Consider the following 21,362-nt stretch of genomic DNA (forward strand, 5'->3'; position numbering starts at 1 on the left):
CTATCATGGCAAAATTCAACCTGGTTTACCACGACATCAAAACCAAGATCGACGAGGGCATCTACAAGACCAACGCCCTGCTGCCCAGCGAAAACGCGCTGGCCCAGCTCTACGGCGCCTCTCGCGACACGATTCGCCGGGCCCTGGCCCGGCTGCGCGACGAGGGCTTCATCCAGTCGCAGCGCGGCAAGGGCTCGGTGGTCATCAACCAGCAGCAGTACACGTTCCCGGTGTCCGGCGTGGTGTCCTACCACGAGCTGGCCGCGCGGCTGAACCTGAACGCCAAGACCACGCTGATCGAGAAAACCAAGACCAAGCTGCCGGCCAAGGTTTTCGCCTCCATCGACGCCGGGGCCAAGGCGATTCCCGTCACCAAGCTGGTGCGGGTCCGCACGGTCAACGACGAGCCGGTGATCATCGACACCGACTACCTCGACGCCACCGTCATCCCAGACATCCCGGACAAGGCGGCGACCCATTCGATTTACGCGTATTTTGAAGACGAGCTGAAGCTGTCCATCGCCTACTCCAAAAAGGAGATCACGGTGGAAAAGGCGACGCCGCGCGATCAGGAGCTGCTACACCTGACGGCAAGCGACCCGATCGTCGTGATTCGAAGCGTCTCAAGCCTCGAGGACACGACCCAGTTTCAGTACACGGAATCGCGCCACCGCGCCGACCGCTTCCGCTTCCAGGAATTCGCCCGGCGCAGCTGACCGTCACCGGACCAGAAAGGAACTACCATGAGTTTGGCAGACAAAGTCATTTATCAGCTTTACCCCAAGTCGTTTTACGACAGCGACGGCGACGGCATCGGCGACCTGCGCGGCATCATCCAAAAAATCGACTACCTGCGCCGCCTCAACGTCGACATGGTGTGGTTCAACCCGTTCTTCGTCTCGCCGCAGCACGATAACGGCTACGACATCGCCGATTACTACCGCATCGACCCGCGCTTCGGCACGATGCAGGACTTCGACGCGCTGGTCGCCGCCTTGCGCGAGGCCGGCATCGGCGTGATGCTGGACATGGTCTTGAACCACACCAGCACCGCCCATGCCTGGTTCCAAAAGGCCCTGGCCGGCGACCCCTACTACCAGGCGTTCTACCTGATTCGCGACCCCAAGCCAGACGGCAGCCTGCCGACCAATTGGGAGTCCAAGTTCGGCGGCCCGGCCTGGGCCCCGTTCGGCGACACCGGCAAGTACTACCTGCACCTGTACGACGTCAGCCAGGCCGACCTCGACTGGCGCAACCCCAACGTTCGCAAGGCCGCGGCGGCCATCGTGAACTTCTGGCGCGAAAAAGGCGTCCAGGGCTTTCGCTTCGACGTCTTGAACGTGATCGGCAAGGACCCCTTGCTTCAAGACGCACCGCCCGGCGTGGAAAGGAAGACGCTTTACACCGACAAGCCGATCGTGCAGACCTACATCAAGGCGCTGGCCGAAAGCAGCTTCGGTCAAGACGCCGACGCGGTGACGGTCGGCGAGATGAGCTCGACAACTTTGCCCAACGCGGTGGCCTACACCCGCCCGGCCAACCACGAGCTGAGCATGGTGTTTCAGTTCCACCACCTCAAGACCGACTACCAAAACGGCAGCAAGTGGACCCTGATGCGCTACGACTTTGACCAGCTCCGAGACGTTTTGCACCACTGGGGCGCGGGACTGGCCAAGGCCGGCGGCTGGCAGGCGCTGTTTTGGAACAACCACGACCAGCCGCGAGCCCTCAACCGCTTCGGCGACGTCACGCGCTACCGGGTGCGGTCGGCGCAGCTTCTGGCCGCCAGCATCCACCTGTCTCGCGGCACCCCGTACATCTACATGGGCGAGGAAATCGGCATGTGCGACCCCGACTACCACAGCATCAAGGACTACGTGGATGTCGAAACCGTCAACGCCTATCACCTGCTGGTGCAGGCCGGCAAGACCCCGGCGGAGGCCTTCGCCATCGTCAAGGCCAAAAACCGCGACAACAGCCGCACCCCGATGCAGTGGACCGCCGGCGTCAACGCCGGCTTCACCACCGGCACCCCGTGGCTGCGGCCGACCAACCAGGCGACGATCAACGTCGAGGCCGAGCTCGCTCACGGCCAAATTTTCCCGTTCTACCAGCGGCTGATTCACCTGCGCAAAACCCAGCCGGTGATTCAAACCGGCGACTACCGCCCCTTCGGCACCACCATCGCCTGGCTTTACGCCTACCAACGCACCACCGCGACCCAGGCGCTGTTGGTCCTCAACAACTTCGCCGACCACCCGATCACGGTGCCGCTGCCGGCCGCCTGGCTGGCCCCTGACTGCCGGGTCCTGATTCAAAACGTCGCCCCGAGCTGGCCAAAAGGCGCGGTGACCCTGCCGGCCTTCGCCACCCTAGCGCTGCTGCGCGACGCAACGGCGGCGGATGCGGCGACCACCGACGAGGCCAAGATTGTCGACGAGGCCAAGACTACCGACGGGGCTAAGGCCGCCAATGCGCCGAAGACTACCGACGGGGTGAAGACTGCTGGTGAGCCGAAGGCCGCCAACAGGGCGAAGACTGCTGGTGAGCCGAAGGCCGCCGCCGGGGCGAAGACTACCGACGGGGTGAAGGCCGCCGACGAAGCGCCGACCGCTAACAAGGCACAGCCCGTCGCCGGGGTGGCGGCCCCGGCAACCAGCGGCGCCACCGCGGTTGCGGCGCCGGTCGGTGACGCGCTGGCCGGTGACCGCTCATGAGCCGGCTGCTGCTTGAAGGCGACGACTTCGGCCTGACGCCGGCGGTTTCGGCCACCCTGCTTGAGCTTTTGGCGGCCGGTCAGCTGACCGCTACCAACTGCATGCCGACCATGCCGGAATTTCCGGCGGCGGTCGCGGCGGCCAAGGCGGCGGGTATCACCGCGATGGGCATCCACTTCATCCTGGACCGCCACCGTCCGGCCAGTGCCCCGGCCACCATCCCCTCTCTGGTCGATTCCCGCGGCCTGCTTTTGCCCTGGGCCCAGGTTCAGGCCAAGGCGGCGGCCGGGCGGCTGGTGCCGGCGGAGGTCCAAAAGGAGCTTGTCGCCCAGCTGCGCCTGGCCCGGCAAGCCGGGCTGGCCATCGACCACATCACCACCCACCACGCCTTCGTCAACGCCAGTCCGATGCTGGCCGCCACCGTCGAAAACATTGCGAGAACGGAGCGGCTGCCGATGCGCAACAACTTCGCGGCGCCACTTCGAGGCATTGCGATGCCCGACCACCACGCCAACCTCGCCCACGACGCCGGCGCCACGGCGGCCTTGATGGCCACGATTGCGGCGCTGCCGGAAGCGGCCACACTCGAGGTGGTTTGCCACCCCGGCCGCGTGACCCCGGCGCTTCTTGAACGCTCCAGCCTGACCACCGGACGCGAGGCCGACGCCCGGGTGCTGCAAAGCCCCGCCCTGGCCGCCTTAATCGCGGCGCAGCCTGGGCTGACGCTGATCGGCTGGGCGGCCGTCACCGCCTGATGCCATCACCGAACCGACCCACTTGCCGTGAAGTACCGCGCAATGGCCCGCCGCCCTTGCGCGACTGCTCGCGGCGAACGGGTCGATTTTTGGCTCGTTGTCGTTGTGCAAACGTTTTCGCGTTATAATCAAGGGAGATTATCCTTGGAGGCGATTACATGACACTTAGCACCCTGAATTTTCACGCCGCAAGCCTCGGCATGCAGACCCGCGTCAACGTCCTGCTACCCGACCACCCGGCGACCGCCAACGTGCTGCTGCTGCTTCACGGCCACTCCGACGACGAGAACGCCTGGCTGCAGCGGTCGCGCGTTTTGGCCTACGCCGACGGGCAAAACACGGTGGTGATCATGCCCCGGGTCGACCGCAGTTTTTACGCCGATCAGCCCAGCGGCATCCACTACTACCAGTACGTCAGCGAAGAGCTGCTGGTCCGCTGCCGCGACTGGTTCAACCTGGCGCTTGATCCCGCCCGCACCTTCGTCGGTGGCCTGTCGATGGGCGGCTACGGCGCGTTGAAGCTCGGCCTGAACCACCCGGAGCAGTTCGCCGGCATCTACGCGATGTCGAGCGTTCCCGACCTACTGGCCCGTTGGGACCGCGAAAACGATCCGACGATTGGCCCGCTCTTTGACGCCAACTTCGGCAGCCGCGAGCAGCTTCGTGGCAGCGTTTCCGATGTGCCGTTTTTGACGACGCACTGGCAGGCCCCGCGGCGCCCGTTCATCCGCATGCGCTGCGGCACCGAAGACGGCCTGTACCCGGACAACCGCGCCTACGCTGACTTGGCCAGCCGCAGCGGCTTTGACTGCACCCTGACCAGCGTCCCCGGCACCCACGAATGGGCGGTGTGGGATCAAGGCGTTGCGGCGGCCCTGGCCGACATCGCGGCACGTGACGCGGCCGCCGGCAGCTGAACGGCACGGCAACGCGGCTGGACGGCACGGCAACGCGGCTGGACGGCACGGCAACGCGGCTGGACGGCACGGCAAAAAGCGGCGAACGCCCACGAGCTCGCCGCTTTTTGGTGTGCTTGCACCACACAAAGGGTACTGCAGGCTTCCCCACAGCACCCCGGTTGATATTGAATTGACGAACCGGTCCGCTGGCCGGGCAGACTACCCCCGCCAGGCGAACAAAGCCGATTCAGGTGTGGAACGCACGGTGGTGGAACTGGCAGCTGCGACTCCCTGGAATCAAACCAGTTAAGCTGTTTTCTTTTACGCGAATTTCTTCGTCGCTAGACACTCACGCCGCGGACGTGGTCGACATAGGTCGACGTTCATCAGATGAGGATGATGTTCGTCGCAAACTGCCATCAGCTGCGCCGCCGGCCGTGCCAGCCGCCAGGCGCTGTGGAATTCTACGCTGATAGGATAACACCAGGTGGCCGGTTTTGCCAAGCGATTCGACTCGCCTCAGTGTAAATGTTTGGTAAACGTTGTGTAAATAAATAACGCTTTTTCGATACAAAAAGGCCTGTCCCCACCGCCACGCGGTAGGAACAGGCCTTTCGTCAGATCAGGGCGTCAAGCGCCGCCGGCAGCTGGGCCAGCGCCGTGATGGTGGCGGTCGGTTGCTGCAGGTCGCCGCTTGGCGCGTGCGGGTACCGCGGCGACCAGTCGTACCAGACACTCAAGACGCCAAACGCGTTGGCGCCTTGGACGTCACGGGCGAGGTTGTTACCTACCATGACGGTGCGGCGCAGGTCGCCGGCGGTCAGGTGCATCGCCGCCTGGGCCGCCGCAAACATCGCGGCGGCGGGTTTTTCCTGACCCACAGCCTCGGAAATCGTTCGCGTCTCAAACAGCGGGGCGAGCCCGGTGCTTGCGAGGATATTCTCGAACGACCGGACGCGGCCGTCCGCGACCAGCCCCAGGCGCCAGCCGGCCGCTTGAAGCGCCGTCAGCACCGCAAGCGCGTCGGGCAAAAGTGTCGCGGTCAGCACGTTGCCGGCGTCATCGAAGACCTGGCTATCTTCGTCGACTAGGGTGTCGCCGCAGTCCAGCCAGAGGATGCCGGGCCGAACCGCCGCGCCGTCGTCGCTCACGTCCGGTTGCGCCGCGGTATTCGGTTGCGCCGCGGAACGGCCGCTCACGCGCGTGGTCGCCGCGGTTCGGGCGGCACCAACCGGCTGGGTGGCCCCGGTCGTCGGGTCGGGCCGGGTGCTTGGCGCCGCGGCCCGTTCGCCTCCCGCTGCCATCAGCGCGTGAAGGCCAGGGTCACAACCTGGTACGGGGTGACCTTGATCGCCAGCTTGCCGTCGCTGGCCTCAAGCGGTTCCGGGTGGGTCTCATCCAGCCGCACCTTGGCGACGGACTGGTAGTCGAAGGTCGGGGTCACGTTGATCACCGTGTTTTCACCGGTGTATTCGTGGAAGCGCAGGATCACCTGGTCGCCGTCTTCGCTGTGCTTGATGGCGTCGACTTCGACCGGCTGCGTGGCCGCGAAGGTGAACAGCGGCTTGGCGGCAGCCTTGGCCGCGCCGTCGACGACGGTCAGGCCGTGGTTGAGGGCCATGGCGATCGGCTCCACGTTGCCTTCGACGAAGTCACCGCGGTGGCCGAGCAGGCTGTACGTGAAGTCGTGAGCGCCTTGGTCGGCCTCTGGGTCGGGCTCAATCCCCGACTTCAGCAGGGACATGGACAGATGCGCGTCCTTGATGCTGTAGCCGTACTTGGAATCGTTGAGCAAGGCGATGCCGTAGTCGCGCTGCGACAGGTCGGCCCACTTGTGGGCGACCGTCTCGAACTTCGCGGTGTCCCACGAGGTATTGTTGCTGGTCGGGCGCGACACGTTGCCGTACTGCACGTCGAAGGTCGCGTGGTCGGCCAAAATGGTGGTGTCAAACGCGGTGCGAAGCAGGAATTGGTGCTCGTGCCAGTCGATGTGCGTCTTGAAGTCGATGCGGCGCGAGTGGCTGTACAAGATCACCGTTTGGGCAACCGTGGAGTCGCGGAAGGTGTAGTGGAACTCGATCTGCTGCGACAGCGGCCCGGCCTCATGCACGGTGATCGCGTCGGCGGCCAGGGTGATGGTCTTTTCCGGGTAGTCCTCATCGATGTTCCAGGCGTCGTACTGCAGCGGCCGGTCCTCGTAGACGGTCAGCACGTTGCCGAACTTGCCGGCGGCCAACAGCTCGCGGTCGTTGTCCTTGTCGTAGATCTCCGTCAGCTGACCGTTTTGGGCCCAAGTCAGGCGGTAGTGAGCGGATTCGACCGTGTTGCCGGTGATTTCAGCGGCCATCCGTACCGGCGTGGTCTGCGGCGTGAAGGTCAGGCTGCTTTCGCCGAACGCCGGCGCCGTTGCCGCCACCAGGTAGTGGTCGCCGTGCTTTTCGGCGGCCAGCACCTGGCCCCGCGCGTCCGTGAACTGCCCGTCGCGGGTTTCCGGCACGGCCACCAGGTCCTGCAGGCTCCACGCGTTGAGGTTGCGAACGGTGTAGGCGTCGGCCTTTGGCGTCAGCGCCGCGTCATCCAAGGCGGCGTTGAGCTTGGCGATCCGCGCGAACAGCTGCTGGTACTCGACCTTATTGTCCTCGTAGACCTCGTGAATCGAGCTGCCAGGCAAAATGTCGTGGAACTGGTTGGTCAACAGGTGTTCCCAGATGTCTTGAATCTCCGCCGCCGGGTAGGCCACGCCGTTTTCGACGCCGGCCTGGACGTACCGGGCCTCGAGGTCGCGCATCGCGAACTCGAGCTGGCGGTTTTGCTTCTTGACCCGGGCCTGGGAGGTGTAGGTACCGCGGTGGAACTCCAGGTACAGCTCGCCGTTCCACTCGGCGATCGGCTGATCGGAGTCGTCGATGGTCTCGTTGAGCTTTTCGAAGTAGTCGTCGACGCGGGTGTTTTCGATGGTCGGCAGGCCCGGCAGCTGGTTAATCATGTCGATGTTTTCGATCATCTCACGCTGCGGACCGCCGCCGCCGTCGCCGAACCCGTAGGCCAACAGCAGGTCGTTGTTCAGGGCCTTATCGGCGTAAACGTCGTAGGAGCCCAGCACCGTGTGCGGGGTGACCAGGCCGTTGTAGGTGTAGAAGTAGTAGCCATCCGCGGTCTTCTTGTAGTCGTACTCCTGGCCGATGGTGGTGATGAAGTGCGTCAGGACCTCGGAGCCGTCGATGCCCTTCCACATGAACGTGTCATGCGGCATCCGGTTGGTTTCGTTCCAAGAAATCTTGGTGGTCATGAAGTTGTTGATGCCAAAGCCCTTCATGATCTGCGGCAAGGCCCAAGAGTAGCCGAAGACATCCGGCAGCCACAGCACGTTTTGCTTGGCGTCGAATTCCTTTTTGAAAAAGCGCGTCCCGTACAGGAACTGGCGAGTCAAAGACTCCCCGGACGGCAGGTTGGTGTCGGGTTCAAGCCAGGTCGCGCCTTCGGGTTCGAAGCGCCCTTCCTTGACGCGTTCCTTGATCTTGGCGTAAAGCTCCGGGTAGTCCTCCTTGACGAACTTCCAGACCTGCGGGGTCGAGTGCATGAACTTGTATTCCGGGTACTCGTCCATCAAAGACAGCACCGTGGAGAAGGTGCGAGCGGACTTTTCGCGCGTGTGACGCAGGCGCCACAGCCAGGCCACGTCGATGTGGGAGTGGCCGATGGCGGAAATCTTGAACTGCTTGTTTTGGCCCTTGTGAGCCGCGAGGAAGGCCTGAACGTCCTTGAGCCCAAGCGCCGCGGTGGCGGTGATGTCTTCAAGCGTCTGGTTGCCCCAGACGAAGCGGCGCAAGACGCGGTCCAGCAGCTTCTGGTACTCGTACAACAGCGGCTCGTCGCGGTCCAGCTCGCGGGTGGTCTGGTCGATCATGTCCAGCCACCGCGCCAGGTCGCGGATCGGCGCGATCAGCTTGCCGGCCTTGGCCTCCTGCAAAATGTAGTGCTGGATGCGCTGCAACCCGCCGCCTTCGTGGCCGGTCCACATGCAAATGGCGACGGCGACCGTCGAATCAGAGAAGCGGTGGTCGAGCACCACGTCCTTGTGGTTGCGGTCGACGGCCTGGCGTGGGTGGCCGTTCAGGTGAACCAGCCCCTCGAAGGCGCCGTTGTTGCCGTTGCGGTCCAAATCCAGGTGAGCGACGTACTTCTCACCGGCGGCAAGCGTCGGCACGGTCAGCGTGAAGCGCAGCCAGTAGTAGTCGTCGCGGCCGGACCAGGTGTCCCCGATCGCGATCGGCGCGAACTCGGCGTTGGTCGGCGGCAGCGGCTTGTGATCCTCGCGGTCGTCGTGCCAGATGCCCATGCCGGTGATCGGCTGGAAGTTGGCATAAATGTAGCTGTTCAGGGTGTGGAGCTGCTGCGTGACTTTTTCTTTTGAATACATGTCTAGTCCCCTTCCCAAAGGTCCCGGGCATCAGCGGCCCGGTTAGTAAGATTACCTGCTTATCATAACGCATTGGACCCCATTTGCGTGTCTCTGACGCGCAGTTTGCACCAAGAGCTGGAATAGGGGGATAAGCCAACTGACCCTCACCCCCAAAGTTTTGTTCCAACTTTGGGCGTAAGGGTCAGCGTCGTGTTTCGAGTCGTGTGTTTAAGTCGATTCATGGCCGGTGACATTGGCCTATCGGCGGCCGCCGGCGCTTGACCGCCTACTCCGTCAGCGTGACCCAGGCCCCGCTGCGGCTGCTTTGATAGATGCCGTTCAAAAGCGTCAGCGGCACCAGCGCATCCGCCCCGGCCAGGTAGCCGACCAGCGGATCGGCTTCTCCCGTGAGGCGATGCACGAACGCCGCGAACAGGCGCTGGTGGCCGTCGCCCCACGCGGCCTTTTGGTCCTTGGCCACCGCAATCGTTCGCGCCTCCTGAACCACGCCGTCCAGCCACAGCCCGGCGTTGGTCACCGTCAGCTCACCGCCGCTGCAGGCGAAGGTCAGCGTGGCCGGGTCGTCTCGGGCGTAATCGTTGGTGGCAAAAATCACCGCCGGCACCCCACCGGGCAACACGGCCGTGGCCATCGCGGCGTCTTCGACTTCTACCGCGCCGGCCAAAAGCGCGGTCATCACCTGGCCCCGCACCCGCCTGGGGTGGCCGCCCAGAAAGCACAGCGCGTCCAGCGTGTGAATCGCCTGGTTGATCAGCACCCCGCCGCCTTCCGTCGCCCACTGCCCCTTCCAGGCCGCCGCCTGGTAGTAGGCCGCATCGCGGTGCCAAGTCAGCGTGGCCTTGATGCCGGTCACCTTACCCAGCCGGCCTGAAGCCAGCAAGCGCTTGGCCGCGACCAGCGATGGGGCGAAGCGATTTTGGAAAATCACCGCGTATTTCCCGGGAAATTTTGCCGCCACGGCCAGCACCGCGCGACCCTCCGCCGGCGTCATCGCCAGCGGTTTTTCGCACAGCACCGCCTTGCCGGCCTGAAGCGCCGCGATGCTCATCGTCGCGTGGAGGAAGTGCGGCGTCGCGATCGTGACCACATCCAGGTTGCTGGCCAAAAGCTCGTGGTAATCCGAGTAAAAGGCCACCGCCCCGGCCGCCTTGGCGAACGCCCGGCCCTTGACCACGTCGCAATCGCAACAGGCCGCAAGCGTCGCGTCTGGCAGTGCCGCAATCGCCGCGGCATGGGCGTGGGCGATCGCGCCGCAGCCGATAATCCCGAATCGTAGCATCATCAGTAGCTCCCTTCGGTGTCCAACACCCGTCCCGTCGTCCCCGGTCGGTAGCGCGACGTCTCCCGCCGCCGGTTCAACGCCTTCAAAAAGGCCGCCCCGTCGATCGGCAGCTCGACCCAGCGGTGCTCCCAAGACGACAGGTAAATCGCGTTGCTGATGGAAAGGCCCCGCAGCCCCTCCGCCGCCGGCGACATCAGCGGTACCCCCGTGAGAATGTGTGAAACAAAGTTCCTCACAATTTTCTGGTGGCCGGAGTCGCCGTCGAACGCGACATCAACCGGCACCTCGCTGCAGTCCGGCTGACCGAAACCGCCTTGGAACGTGTGGTTGAAGTCGGCCTCGTCCTGCGCGTTGCGCCACAGCCGCAGCCGCTGGTCCTCAATCACCAACTTGCCCCGCGAGCCGACGATTTCGAACCGGTTGGTGCCGGGCGTCTCCGTCGTGGTGGTGACGAACACCCCGGTCGCGCCGTTCTCGTACTCGACGTAGGCCGTCGCCTCGGTTTCGACCTCGACGTCGCGCCGCTTGCCGTTGTACGTGAAACCCATCACGCGGCTGGGCATCCCGCAGATCCACTGCCACAGATCCAGCTGGTGCGGGTCCTGATTCAACAGCACCCCGCCGCCCTCACCGGCCCAGGTCGCTCGCCAGCCGCCCGAGTTGTAATAGCTCTGCGACCGGTACCAGTCGGTGATGATCCAATTGGTGCGACGCAGCTCGCCCAACGTGCCGTTTTGCACCAGCTCCCGCGCCTTTTGGTAAGCCGGGTTCATCCGCTGGTTGTACATCAAGGCGTAGGTCAAATCCGGGTGCCGCGCCGCCACGGCCAGCGCGTCTTCCACCGCCTGGGTGTAGACACCGGCCGGCTTCTCCGACAGCACGTGCTTCCCCGCCGCCAACGCCTGGGCCGCGATGAGCGGGTGAAAATAATGCGGTGTGGCGATAATCACCGCGTCGATGGCCGGATCGGCGAGCAACGCCCCTGCGGTCGGGTAGCAGGTCAGCTCGCCGAACCGCGCGGTCGCCGCGGCCAGCCGCGCCGGGTCGATGTCGGCAATCGCCGAAAGCTCGGCGTGAGGAATCTCGCCGGCGGTCAGGTAGCTGGCGTGAAGGGTGCCGATGTTGCCGACGCCGATGATGCCAATGTGAAGGGTTGTCATTAATCCCACCTCTGATCAAGTTTGCACAACAGGTCGCGCAGCGCGGCCGCCGCAATGTTGAACAACACCTCGCCGTCGCCGCGGCGCGTGGCCCCCGATGCGCGAGGCGAACTGGCGCCAACTGTGCCCACCCCGGTCGCCGCGCCAGCCGGCCGCGAGGGTCGTTCCTGGGTCCCGGCCGCTCGTGCCGGGGCCGCCGCTTCCGTGTTGGCGACCGGCGCCGCACCCACCGCGGCCAGACCGGTCGGCGCCGGGTGACGCACCGTGCTTCGCGCCTCCAGCTCCCGGAAGCCGGGGAAAACGCTCAGGTGCGGTTCGATGCTCAAAAATCCCGCGTAACCGCGCTTTTGCAGCGCCGCCAGCACCGCGGCCACGTGGCCATCGCCCTGCCCCGCCGGCGTCACCGCGCCGCTTGCGGTCAAGGCGTCCTTGATGTGGACATAGGCGATGTGCGGCGCCAGTAGCTCGAAGGCCTCCGGGTAGACACTTGCGCCGCACTGCACGAAGTTGGCCGGATCAAAGGCCAGGCGCAGCTGCGGATTCGCCAACGTTGTCACAAGGTCCAGGCAGCGCTCCGGCGAGTCGCCGTAGATACCCTTCTCGTTTTCGTGCAGCAGCGTCACCTCGGGGTAGGCCTTGGCCACCTCAAGCATCGCCCGCATCCGCTGCAGCACCTGCGGCCGGTAGTCCTCAGCCGCCCCCGCCGGCACGTAAAAGCTGAAGCAGCGCAGGTACGGTGCCTTGAAAATGCGGGCCAGCGTCAGCGTGTGGTCGAGCTTGGCCAGGTGCGGCGCAAAAGAATCGGTGATGCCGATTTTGCCGATCGGCGAGCCGATGCTGGACACGCCGATGCCGGCCGCCGCCAGCTGCCGCGCGTAATCCGCGGCCTGAGCCAGCGTGAAATCGCTCACAGATTGGCCCCCGATGCCCCGCAGCTCCATGTGATGAATGTTATTTGCCTGCAGCACCCGAATCTGGGTCGCCAGGTCCGGGCTGATCTCATCCGCAAAGGCGGACAGCGTCATCGTCGTCATTTTCCCCCTCCGATCAAGGCGAGCAGCGCCTGCTCGAACCGCGGCAGCCACAGCTTTCGGTAGCCCAGCCGCGTCGGGTGGGCATCGTCGGCCATCGCCGCCGGCAACGCCTTGGTCGCGTCGTGCAGCGCCGCATCGCCGTACAGGTCGAGAATCGCGAAGTGCCACTTCGCCTGCAGCTCGCGCAGCCGCGCCACCAGCGCCGCGTAATCGCGATCGGCCGGCTCGCGCAGGCAGGTGTAGACCAGCACCGGGCAGCCCCACCGCGCCGCCACCGTGGCCAAAATGTGTTCGATGGCCCCGGTGGTGGTGTCAACAGCAAAACCACCGGCCGCAGTCGGTTCGGTTGCCGAAGCCGCCGCGGTCGGTAATGTCGCCCGATCCGGCGAATCGGCGACCGCGGCCCCGGTCGGCACGGCTGCAGGTGGCACGGCTGGCCCGACGGCGAATGCGGTCCCAGCTGGCCCGGCCCCGGTCGGCGGCGTCATCACGCCCAGCGCCTTGCCCTGGCGGCTGTCGTTAGTGGAAAGCTGCAGGACAAAGGCGTCAAGCGCCGGCGCCGCCGCAAAATCGCTCGCCAGCCGCGAGACGTAGGTGTCGGCCGCCGTGCCGGCCAGCGTGGTGCCGCTGATCGCCGACTCAATCGGCACCACGCCGTCTTTGGCCGCCAGGAACTGCACGAACGACTCACCGAGAGACGCCGCCCCAACGGTGATCGAGGAGCCCAGAAACCCGATGGTGGTGCCGCGAAGCGGTGAGGCCGGGTCAGGTGGCAAAGTGGCCGCCGCGTACTGCGGGGCGTTGCCGGAAAGGCTGTCAGTTGTCATGTCATTCCTCCATGCGATAGGCGCCGGTGGCGTCATCGAATACCAGCACGTAGCTGCCCCGTGCCGTTTCTATCGTCAGCCGCGCGTACACCGGCACCTCCGGGCTACGGTGGCTCAAGGTCACCGTCGCTTGGTCCGCAGTCACCGCAACCTCGTAGCGGTTATACGCGCCGTTTTCATAGGCAAAACTTTCCCCGTCGTCTTGGTAGTGCCGGTAAGTCCCTTGTTGACCCCACAGCTTGAAGGTCAGCGCGTGTTCACGCGGCACATCCACGTGCAGGGTCGCCGGCCGCAGCGGCAGCACCGTTCCCCCCTTGACGAACAGCGGCAAGGTGGCCAGATCCGCGGCAACCACCACCGTGCGGCCACCGGCCACCGCGTCACCGGTCCAGTAATCGAACCAGTCGCCGGCCGGTAAGTAGACCAGTCGCGCATGCACCCCAGGGGAAAGAATCGGCGCCACCAACAGCGCGTCACCGACCATGAACTCGGTGTTCAGATTGGCCACCGCCGCATCCGCGGGGTAGTTCAGCACCAGCGGCCGCATGACCGGCAGCCCGGTCCGGGTCCCCGCCTCGAACAGGTCGTACAGGTAGTCCAGCAGCCGGTAGCGCAGCTCAAGGTAACGCCGGTAAATCGCGAGCGTCGGCTCCCCGAAGCGCCACGGCTCCTGCATTCGCGTTCCGGCACAGCTATGGTTGCGGAACAACGGGCTGAACACGGCGGCCTCAACCCACCGCGTCAAAAGCTCCGCGGTGGTGTCGCCGAGAAAGCCGCCGATGTCCGTGCCGGCAAAACCGAACCCACTCATCCCCAAGTTGCACAGCTGCGGAATCATCATCCGCAGGTGTTCCCAGGAGCTGCGGTTGTCGCCGGTCCAGACCGTGCTGTAGCGCTGCGTCCCGGCAAACACCGCCCGTGAGATCACGAACGGCCGCCTTTTTGTCAACGTTTTCAATCCATCGTAAGTCGCCTTGGCCATGTTGTGCCCGTAGAGGTTGTGCATCCGCTGGATGGTGGCCGGGGCCTCCTCATTGTGAAACACCGTGTCGGCCGGCATCGGGCCGTCGAATCCCGCCGGCTCGTTCATGTCGTTCCAGACCCCGCTGACGCCGTGGTCAACCAGGAACTGCTGATTGCATCCCCACCACCGGCGCGTCGCGGCCTGACCAAAATCGGGATAGGCCGCCTTGCCGGGCCACACCGTGTTCAGGTACGTCGCACCGGCCGCCGTGGTGGCAAAAAGCCGCTGCCTCAGCCCTTCCTCGTAGACCCGGTACCCGGGCTCCGCCTTCACACCGGGATCGATGATGGTCACCACCTTGACGCCTTGCTGCGAAAGCCCCGCCGTGAGTGCCTTGAGATCGGGGAACTTGTGCGAATCGACGGTGAACACGCGGTACCCATCCATGTAGTCGATGTCGAGGTGAATCGCATCCAGCGGCAAGCGCTTTTGGGCAAACTCGCTCACGATAGCGCGAACGGTCGGGGCGTCCGGGTAGCTGAAGCGCGACTGCTGGTAACCGAGCGTCCACTTCTGCGGCAGCGGGGTGCGGCCGGTCAGCCCCGTGTAGGTGGTCAGGACTGCGGCCGGCGTGGTGCCGGCGATCAGGTAGTAGTCCAAGGCGCCACCCGCTGCCGTCACGAAGAAGTAATCGGGGCTTTCCATGCCCAGATCAAAGTGGCTCTTGTACGAGTTGTCGAGGAAAAGGCCGAACGCGCCGCTTGGCGTGTGGCCGATCACGAAGGGGACGCTTTTGTACAGCGCCTTGGTCTCCTCGATCTGCTCCGGCTGATCGGTGTTCCAGTTGTCGTAGGCGTAACCCCGCTTGTCCAGGAAGCCGGTTTTATCGCCGAGCCCGTAAAAATGGGCCTCTGCAGGCATCCGCTTCACAATCTCAACCGGCGCCTGCTCGCCTGTCGCCTGCACCGTGTGGCCCTCGGCCTCAACCAGTGCCTGCGTCGCCGCGCTGATGTCGCGCAGCAGCGGCCGGCGCGGCTGGCGGTAATCGCAGACCAGCGGCGCCCCGGCCGGCGTCAACACATCGACGTGGCCGTCGGCAGCCACCTGCACCTGCATCGCGGCGGTGGTCAGCGTCAGGCTCGCTGCTTGCTGCGCGACGTTCACGTCAACCGGCTGCGGCGTGGCCGTGACCACGCCGGTCCCCGCTGCCTGCACCGCCCCGCGGGTCACGCGGATTACCGCAGGCGTCACCAGCTGCACCGTCGTCGCCCCAACCGTCACCGATTGGGTTTTGGCATCGTAATTCAACACTTCACTCATTGTGACCTCCAAAAAACATCATTACACTCAAAAGCATTCAAAATGTTGGGTACACCTTTTAAGTGCTTTGCGTGATAAACTAGCTAAGACAGCTTAAATCTGTATAAACATATTGAATAATCCCAGTCACCTCGAAAGGACAACGCGATGTCTAAAACACCCATGTATTATTCCATCTACAAGCAGCTGCAAAGTGAAATTCAGGATGGCACCTACCCCGTTGGCACCAACCTGCCCACCGACAAGGGCCTGGCCGAGCGCTTTGGCGTCAGCGTCATCACCATCAAGAAGGCGATGGAGCTGCTTTCGACCGACGGCTACATCACCCGCAAGCCGCGCAAGGGGACCACGGTGCGGGAGGCCAACCCGACCAAGCTGAACGCGATGGACACCTCCCACCGCATTTTTGGCCTGGTCCTCACGAATTTTACGGATTTCTTCGGGGCATCGATCCTGCGCAGCATCCTCTCCACTGCCCAGAGCTCCACTGATTTTATCGTCAAGATGAGCTACGGCGACCGCGAACTCGAGAATCAGGCCATCCATGACCTGGTCGCGCTGGGAATTCAGGGCCTGATTCTACTCCCCACCTCATCAGAATACGCTTCCCCGGAGCTTTTGAACCTGGTTGCCAAAAATTTCCCCGTGGTCGTCATCGATCGCCTGATGGGCGAGCTGCCGCTGTCAACCATCAAGACCGACAGCGTTGCGGCCTCCCGTGCCGCCGTCGAGAACTTATTCGCCAACGGTCACACCCGCATCGGCATGCTGACCTCCGACGCCTCGGCCTCCACCATCGATGATCGCATCACGGGCTTCATCACCGCTCACATCGACGCCCAGCAGCCGTTCTCGCGCCAGCAGATTGTGTCGACTATCGACTCCGTGGTGCCGAACTCCAAACGCGCGATCACCGATGACATCGCCGTGCTCAAGACCTTTTTCAAGCAAAACCCCGACTTGACCGCCGTCGTCACCTCCGAGTACAACATCGCCTTGCTGGCGACCAGCGCGTTGGAGGCGCTGGGCAAGCGGGTCCCGGAAGACGTGTCAATCATCAGCTTCGACGCCCCCGCGATGAACCCCTACGAGCCTCACCCCGTCCGGTTCACCCACATCGAGCAAAACGAGGCCGAAATCGGCAAGCAGGCCGTTTTGCTGCTCAAAAAGCAAATCACGACGCCAAGCTTCTTCAAGAAGGTCAACCTGCCCTTCAAGCTCATCAACGGCAACACGGTTCGCCAGCTTTAACCGAGCTGGTCAACCGCGTCAGCGCAACGCCCTTGAACCCGACCGCAGCCGGTCAGGCTCAAGGGCGTTGTCTTTTGTAGCGGTTCTTTCGCCACCTAAAACCGCTGCAGCGCCTTGAGCAGCGGCATGAAGACACCGCCGATCACGGTCCGGTTGCGGAAGGAAACCCACTCGCCGGACACGGTGTCGTACCAGTCGGAGAACGGCACCCGCGTTGGCGTCTCGTTCAGGTAACGGGCAACCGGCGCAATCAGTTGCGCCAGCTGTTCCTTGTCTTGGCTCATCGTCGCGACCCAAAGCAGCCAGTCCACCTTGGTGTAGGTCGCGCGGTTGTCCAGGGGTACCCCGTAGCGGTTGCTTTCAAGCCGGTAACGGGCGAGCTCACGCTGGCCAACGCCGGCATCAAACAAGTTGAGATGCAAAACCTCGTCCCACACCAGGTTGTACTTCAACGCCCAGGTGTTCGCCTGATCAAAGGCCAAGCGGGTGTCGGTTTCGGATCTGGCCTGCTCGCGCCAGATAGCCGCCATCTTCTGCGCGGTGGCCGACAGCTCGCGGCCTTCCTGCGCAAATTCGGCGTGTGTAGCCAGCGCCTTCCCCAACGCCCCCAGCGCAACGATGGCCTTCAAAGACAGGTTGACGTTGTGAGCCAAGTGGCCGGCGAAGTCGTCGGTGCAGAGCTGGTTGTCCGGATCTTGCCCGTTGCGAATCAAAAATTGGCTCCACGCCATCAGCTGGTCGTGGTGCGTGGTCAAAAAATCGTCGTGCAACAGCAGATCCACGGTGCTGGCCATGATGATCATGTCCCCGCACTCCTCGACTGGCATCTGGTAGCGCAAATCATAGGCGTTCGTTTCGGCCGGATACTGGTACAACAGCGCGGCCGTGTCGCCTTGTTCTTGACGCGTCCCGTCGTCCAGCCCGGCCGTCGTGTCCAGCCCGTAGACCTGGCCGGTGGCGTATGGGTAGCGGCCGACATCGTGCGGCGCGAAGTCAAAGTGCCAAACCGGCAAGGCGGCAAACCGCATGATCGGCCGCATCATGCCCTCCACCAGGACCGGGTTGAAGGCCAAAAAGAGTGGAATCGACGGGTAGCTGACGTCGACCGTGCCGATGCAGCCGTTGGAGTTATTCTCCTTGGACAGGAACACCGGCTCGCCGTCCTCGTCGCGAATCAGTTTGTGGGCGGCGATGGCCTGGCGGTAGGCCGTCGCGCAGATCAGCTGGTAATCGGCGCCGCCGACGCTGCCCGCAAGATCGAGAATCTGGGCATCCAGCCGCTCACAATCCGCCAAAATCTCGGTGGTTTGCGGCAGGCGCTTGGCCAAAAGGGCCGGCAGCGAAGGCGCCGCCGCCTTCCAGTACGCATTTTGGACCGTGCCAAAGTAATCGATCGCATGCAGGTCGTCGTAGGCCACCAGCAGCGTGGCCTGCGGCAGCTGCGCAAGGTCGAAATGGGCGGCCAGGCCCTGCTGGTTCCACTCCTGAACCGCCGCCACCGAGGCGCCGGGTTGGTTGGCACAGGCGAGGTAGAGGTAGCCCCAATCGATGTTGTTTTGGTCGCCCGAATCGCCCAGCGGCGTCTGCCGCGCCTTGCCCAGCCACACCGCCTGCGCGTCACCCACCGTCAGGCGCTTGGTCAGCAGCCGGTTGTCGCAAAGACGCTCGTAGGTGATGCTGCCGTCAAAGCGCCAGTCCAGGGCCGCCTGGTGTTGGCCACCATCAAGCGCCGTCAGCTTCATCCGAACGTAGGTGATGGGCTCCGACACCGTCTGCAGGTCGGCCAAGTCGAAGTGCTGGGCGAACGTGACGTCGAGCTGGACCGCCGCATTGGCGAACGTGTAGCGCGTCTGCGTCGGCGTCACCGCCAGCCCGACTTGGGGCAGCTTCGGCAGCGTCTCCGAGCGGCCGATCACGCTGTAGGCCGCGCCGTCGAGCGTCAGCACCGCCGTCACCGGCATCTCCTTATCGTTCCAGCTGGTCGTCGTCGCCTCGTTGGCGTGATCGGCCGGCGACCAGATTGAGAAGAACGGATCATGCACAAACAGTGGCACCGATGGAATTCGCGTGTTTTTCATTGCTATCTCCTTGTTTATCGTTAAGTCTGCTTACAAAACCTGGTACGTCAGCTGCAGCGCCTGGCCGCCGCTCAGGGGAATCGTGTAGGTCGCCTGGGCGGCGTCGTAGGTTCCCTCAAGGCTGCACGAGCCAAACCGCGCATCGCGCAGGATCAACTGCCCCGTCGTGTTGGCCGGCACCTGGACGCGCATCGCTACCTGGCCGTCGTTGTTGGACCACGCACAGGCGATGTTGCCCCGCACCGACTGGTAATTGCCGCTCACGTACCGCCGCTTCGAATCCCTGACCAGCGGCGCGATGACGAGATTCGAGAAACCGGCGCTTGCTTCGGTCTGGTCGATGCCAATCAGGTACCGGTACATCCAATTGCCCACCGCACCAAAGGCGTAGTGGTTGAAGGAGTTCATCGCATCGTACCAGAAGGTGCCATCCAGCTTGATGCCGTCCCAGTGTTCCCAGATGGTGGTCGCGCCCTTGGTGACCGAGTACAGCCAAGACGGGAACGACTTTTGGTTCAAAAGCGCCACCGCAGTCTTGGCATAGCCGTGTTGCGTCAGCATTTCCAGCAAATACGGGGTGCCGACGAACCCGGTGTTCAGGTGTGTGTTGTTGTTGATCACCATGCTGTTCAGCCGCGCGGCAATCGCCTGGCGCTGCGTTGCGGTCAGCCCGATCATTTTCAGCGCGAGCACCTGCGCGGTCTGCGTCGCAATGGTCAGCTCCCCGTCCTTGATGTAGGTCTGATTGAAGTAATCGTCAATCCCGGCGACCAGCGCCTGGTAACTGGCGGCATCGTCGGCGTGACCCAGAATCGTCGCGATGCGCTGCATCAAAGCGGCCGTGTAGCGGTGGAAGCAGCAGGCCAGGTACGGGTGCGGCGTGGCGCCTTCGCTGCTGCCTTCGATGTCCAGGGCGAGCCAGTCGCCGTAATGGAAGCCCGGATTGCCGGCGTAAGGCGTGGGGCCGGCGTTGCTGTTGAATTCGATCCAGCGCTTCATGCTGTCGTACTGCCGGGCCAAAATCGTCTCATCGCCGTAAAACTTGTAGAGCGTCCAAGGGCAGATGACCGCGGCATCCCCCCAGGCCGCCGACGAATGGGTCTGCGGCTGCAGCCGGGTGACCACATCCGGAATCACCGCCGGCACCCCGCCGTGGGGCAGCTGATCGGACGCGAGGTCACGCAGCCACTTGGCGTAAAACGCGTAACCGTCAAAGTTGTACAGGCCGGTGCTGATGAAAACCTGCGTGTCGCCGGTCCAGCCCAGCCGCTCATCGCGCTGTGGGCAGTCCGTCGGCACATCCACGAAGTTCCCGCGCTGCCCCCAGACGATGTTCTCGTACAGGCGGTTCAGCAGCGCATCATCGGACGCAAAGGCGCCGGTTCGCGGCATCGGGGTGTGAATCACCTCCGCTTGAAAGGCCGTCTTGACGACCCGCAGCGGCCGGCTGGCGGTGACAATCAGGTAACGGAAGCCCTGAAAGGAGAAGTGCTCCGCGTAGCTGCCGACCTTCGCGGTTGCGTTTTGCAGCGTCACCGTCTCCTTGGCCTCCCGCAGGTTGCCAAAGTAAGGGTTACCCTGCGCATCGATCACCTCCGAATGCCGCAGCGTCAGCGTGGTGGGCGCGTCACCCAAAAGCGCCGCGAGATCCACCCGCACGCGTCCGACGAGGTTCTGGCCAAAATCGATGGTCACGTCACCGTTGGGCGTCTGGTACATCGCCATCGGTGCCACAACCTGGGTCACGCGGCAGGCCTGGTCCTGCTGCGGCGTCAGGACCCGCTTCGCCAAGTCCAGCACCTGCGCCTGCGGCCAGGTGCTGCGATCGGTGACCTCAAGAAAGGCCGCCTGGGCGTGGGCGAAGTCAATCGTCTCGCCGTCGTAGATTTCATTGAGGCGAATCGGTCCCTCCGTGCTTTGCCAAGTGCTATCCGTTGCGCAGACCTCGGTGTGGCCATCCGCGAACCGCGCGACACAGTACCCGATGAACGCCTTTTGATCGCCGAACATGTTCTTGACGCGATCCCAGGTCAACATACCCAAGTACCAGCCGTTGCCGAGCCGCACATTCAGCTGCTGCGTGGTCGCCTGCGCGAAAAACGGGGTGAGGTCATAGGCCTGGTACTGAATCGTGTGATCGTAGCTGGTCCAGCCCGGCGTCAGCAGATCCGCGCTAACCTTTTGCTCGCCGACGTACAACTCGTACAGCCCACGGGCGCTGGCATACATGGTGACCGCAACCGGTGCGGCCGTCAGGGTCAGCGCCTTGCTGAACAGGAACTCCCCTTCGCCGGCCGCCGTGTCCACTGGACTGGTCAGCCAGGCGGCCTGGCCGAAGTCGGTCCCGGTGAAGAACGTCGCCGTGTCCTCGTACTGATCCCCGGTAGTCGTCGTCAGCGTGACCGTGGCCAGCAGCCGGTGTTCCGGCACCAGTTGGACGCCGTCAAAGTCCCGCCACACATTGGTCGTTGGTGGGACGGCCACGCTCAAAAGCTGCCGGCCGTCTTCTTGTTGGATCGTCAGGGTGCCGCTCGCCACGTCCAGGTTGGCGCCCAGCTGATCGGTTTGCCAGCTGACGCGCTGCAGGCTTGTCAGCACCGGCTGCGCCTGGTAGTTGACCAAGAGGTTGAGATTTGTTTTGTAACGCATGGT

13 protein-coding genes and 1 pseudogene are annotated in these 21,362 nt (G+C 64.0%); 5 read left to right on the forward strand and 9 right to left on the reverse strand.

Annotated features, from left to right (window positions below):
• Positions 1 to 5: 5 nt before the first annotated feature.
• From treR to NUH19_RS07440, 4 genes and pseudogenes are all read left to right on the forward strand, one after another.
• Positions 6 to 716, forward strand: a complete 711-nt coding sequence (treR, locus tag NUH19_RS07425; RefSeq protein ID WP_262315923.1) for a trehalose operon repressor — start codon at positions 6 to 8, stop codon at positions 714 to 716.
• Positions 717 to 743: 27 nt separating this feature from the next.
• Positions 744 to 2,393, forward strand: a pseudogene (locus NUH19_RS07430) (alpha,alpha-phosphotrehalase); the annotation flags it as partial.
• A 320-nt stretch (positions 2,394 to 2,713) separates the two neighbouring features.
• Complete coding sequence (locus tag NUH19_RS07435) at positions 2,714 to 3,472, forward strand: carbohydrate deacetylase (protein WP_262315924.1); 759 nt, start codon at positions 2,714 to 2,716, stop codon at positions 3,470 to 3,472.
• A 158-nt stretch (positions 3,473 to 3,630) separates the two neighbouring features.
• Entirely contained in the window at positions 3,631 to 4,389 is a 759-nt protein-coding gene (locus tag NUH19_RS07440; RefSeq protein WP_262315925.1) for an alpha/beta hydrolase, read from the forward strand.
• A 599-nt stretch (positions 4,390 to 4,988) separates the two neighbouring features.
• Here NUH19_RS07440 and NUH19_RS07445 read toward each other — a convergent pair.
• The 7 genes from NUH19_RS07445 to NUH19_RS07475 all read right to left on the reverse strand — a co-directional run bounded on the left by NUH19_RS07445 (position 4,989) and on the right by NUH19_RS07475 (position 15,381).
• Positions 4,989 to 5,675, reverse strand: a complete 687-nt coding sequence (locus tag NUH19_RS07445; RefSeq protein ID WP_262315926.1) for an HAD family hydrolase — start codon at positions 5,673 to 5,675, stop codon at positions 4,989 to 4,991.
• The gene (locus tag NUH19_RS07450; protein WP_262315927.1) at positions 5,675 to 8,791 is read right to left on the reverse strand and encodes an alpha-mannosidase; all 3,117 of its coding nucleotides are present in this window, start codon (positions 8,789 to 8,791) and stop codon (positions 5,675 to 5,677) included. The genes NUH19_RS07445 and NUH19_RS07450 overlap by 1 nt, the downstream gene beginning before the upstream one ends.
• Before the next feature lie 268 nt (positions 8,792 to 9,059).
• Positions 9,060 to 10,076 (reverse strand): Gfo/Idh/MocA family protein, encoded by a 1,017-nt coding sequence (locus tag NUH19_RS07455; protein ID WP_262315928.1) that lies wholly within the window; start codon positions 10,074 to 10,076, stop codon positions 9,060 to 9,062.
• Positions 10,076 to 11,236, reverse strand: coding sequence for a Gfo/Idh/MocA family protein (locus NUH19_RS07460; protein ID WP_262315929.1), 1,161 nt, complete (start codon positions 11,234 to 11,236; stop codon positions 10,076 to 10,078). Before NUH19_RS07460 ends, NUH19_RS07455 begins: the two co-directional genes overlap by 1 nt.
• Positions 11,236 to 12,270, reverse strand: a complete 1,035-nt coding sequence (locus NUH19_RS07465; RefSeq protein WP_262315930.1) for a sugar phosphate isomerase/epimerase family protein — start codon at positions 12,268 to 12,270, stop codon at positions 11,236 to 11,238. The genes NUH19_RS07460 and NUH19_RS07465 overlap by 1 nt, the downstream gene beginning before the upstream one ends.
• On the reverse strand, positions 12,267 to 13,097 hold the full coding sequence (locus NUH19_RS07470; RefSeq protein ID WP_262315931.1) for an SGNH/GDSL hydrolase family protein: 831 nt from the start codon (positions 13,095 to 13,097) through the stop codon (positions 12,267 to 12,269). The genes NUH19_RS07465 and NUH19_RS07470 overlap by 4 nt, the downstream gene beginning before the upstream one ends.
• A 1-nt stretch (position 13,098) precedes the next feature.
• The gene (locus NUH19_RS07475) at positions 13,099 to 15,381 is read right to left on the reverse strand and encodes a glycoside hydrolase family 31 protein (RefSeq protein ID WP_262315932.1); all 2,283 of its coding nucleotides are present in this window, start codon (positions 15,379 to 15,381) and stop codon (positions 13,099 to 13,101) included.
• A gap of 147 nt (positions 15,382 to 15,528) precedes the next feature.
• On the opposite strand from NUH19_RS07475, the gene NUH19_RS07480 reads away from it, so the two are divergent.
• Positions 15,529 to 16,632, forward strand: a complete 1,104-nt coding sequence (locus NUH19_RS07480) for a LacI family DNA-binding transcriptional regulator (protein ID WP_262315933.1) — start codon at positions 15,529 to 15,531, stop codon at positions 16,630 to 16,632.
• A gap of 95 nt (positions 16,633 to 16,727) precedes the next feature.
• Here NUH19_RS07480 and NUH19_RS07485 read toward each other — a convergent pair whose 3' ends face one another.
• Both NUH19_RS07485 and NUH19_RS07490 read right to left on the reverse strand, forming a co-directional pair.
• Entirely contained in the window at positions 16,728 to 18,710 is a 1,983-nt protein-coding gene (locus NUH19_RS07485; protein ID WP_262315934.1) for a glutaminase domain-containing protein, read from the reverse strand.
• 30 nt (positions 18,711 to 18,740) lie between these two features.
• Positions 18,741 to 21,359 (reverse strand): glycoside hydrolase family 78 protein, encoded by a 2,619-nt coding sequence (locus NUH19_RS07490; RefSeq protein WP_262315935.1) that lies wholly within the window; start codon positions 21,357 to 21,359, stop codon positions 18,741 to 18,743.
• Positions 21,360 to 21,362 lie beyond the last annotated feature (3 nt).

The organism is Lacticaseibacillus parakribbianus (assembly GCF_025490915.1).
GTDB classification, from domain to species: Bacteria; Bacillota; Bacilli; order Lactobacillales; family Lactobacillaceae; genus Lacticaseibacillus; species Lacticaseibacillus parakribbianus.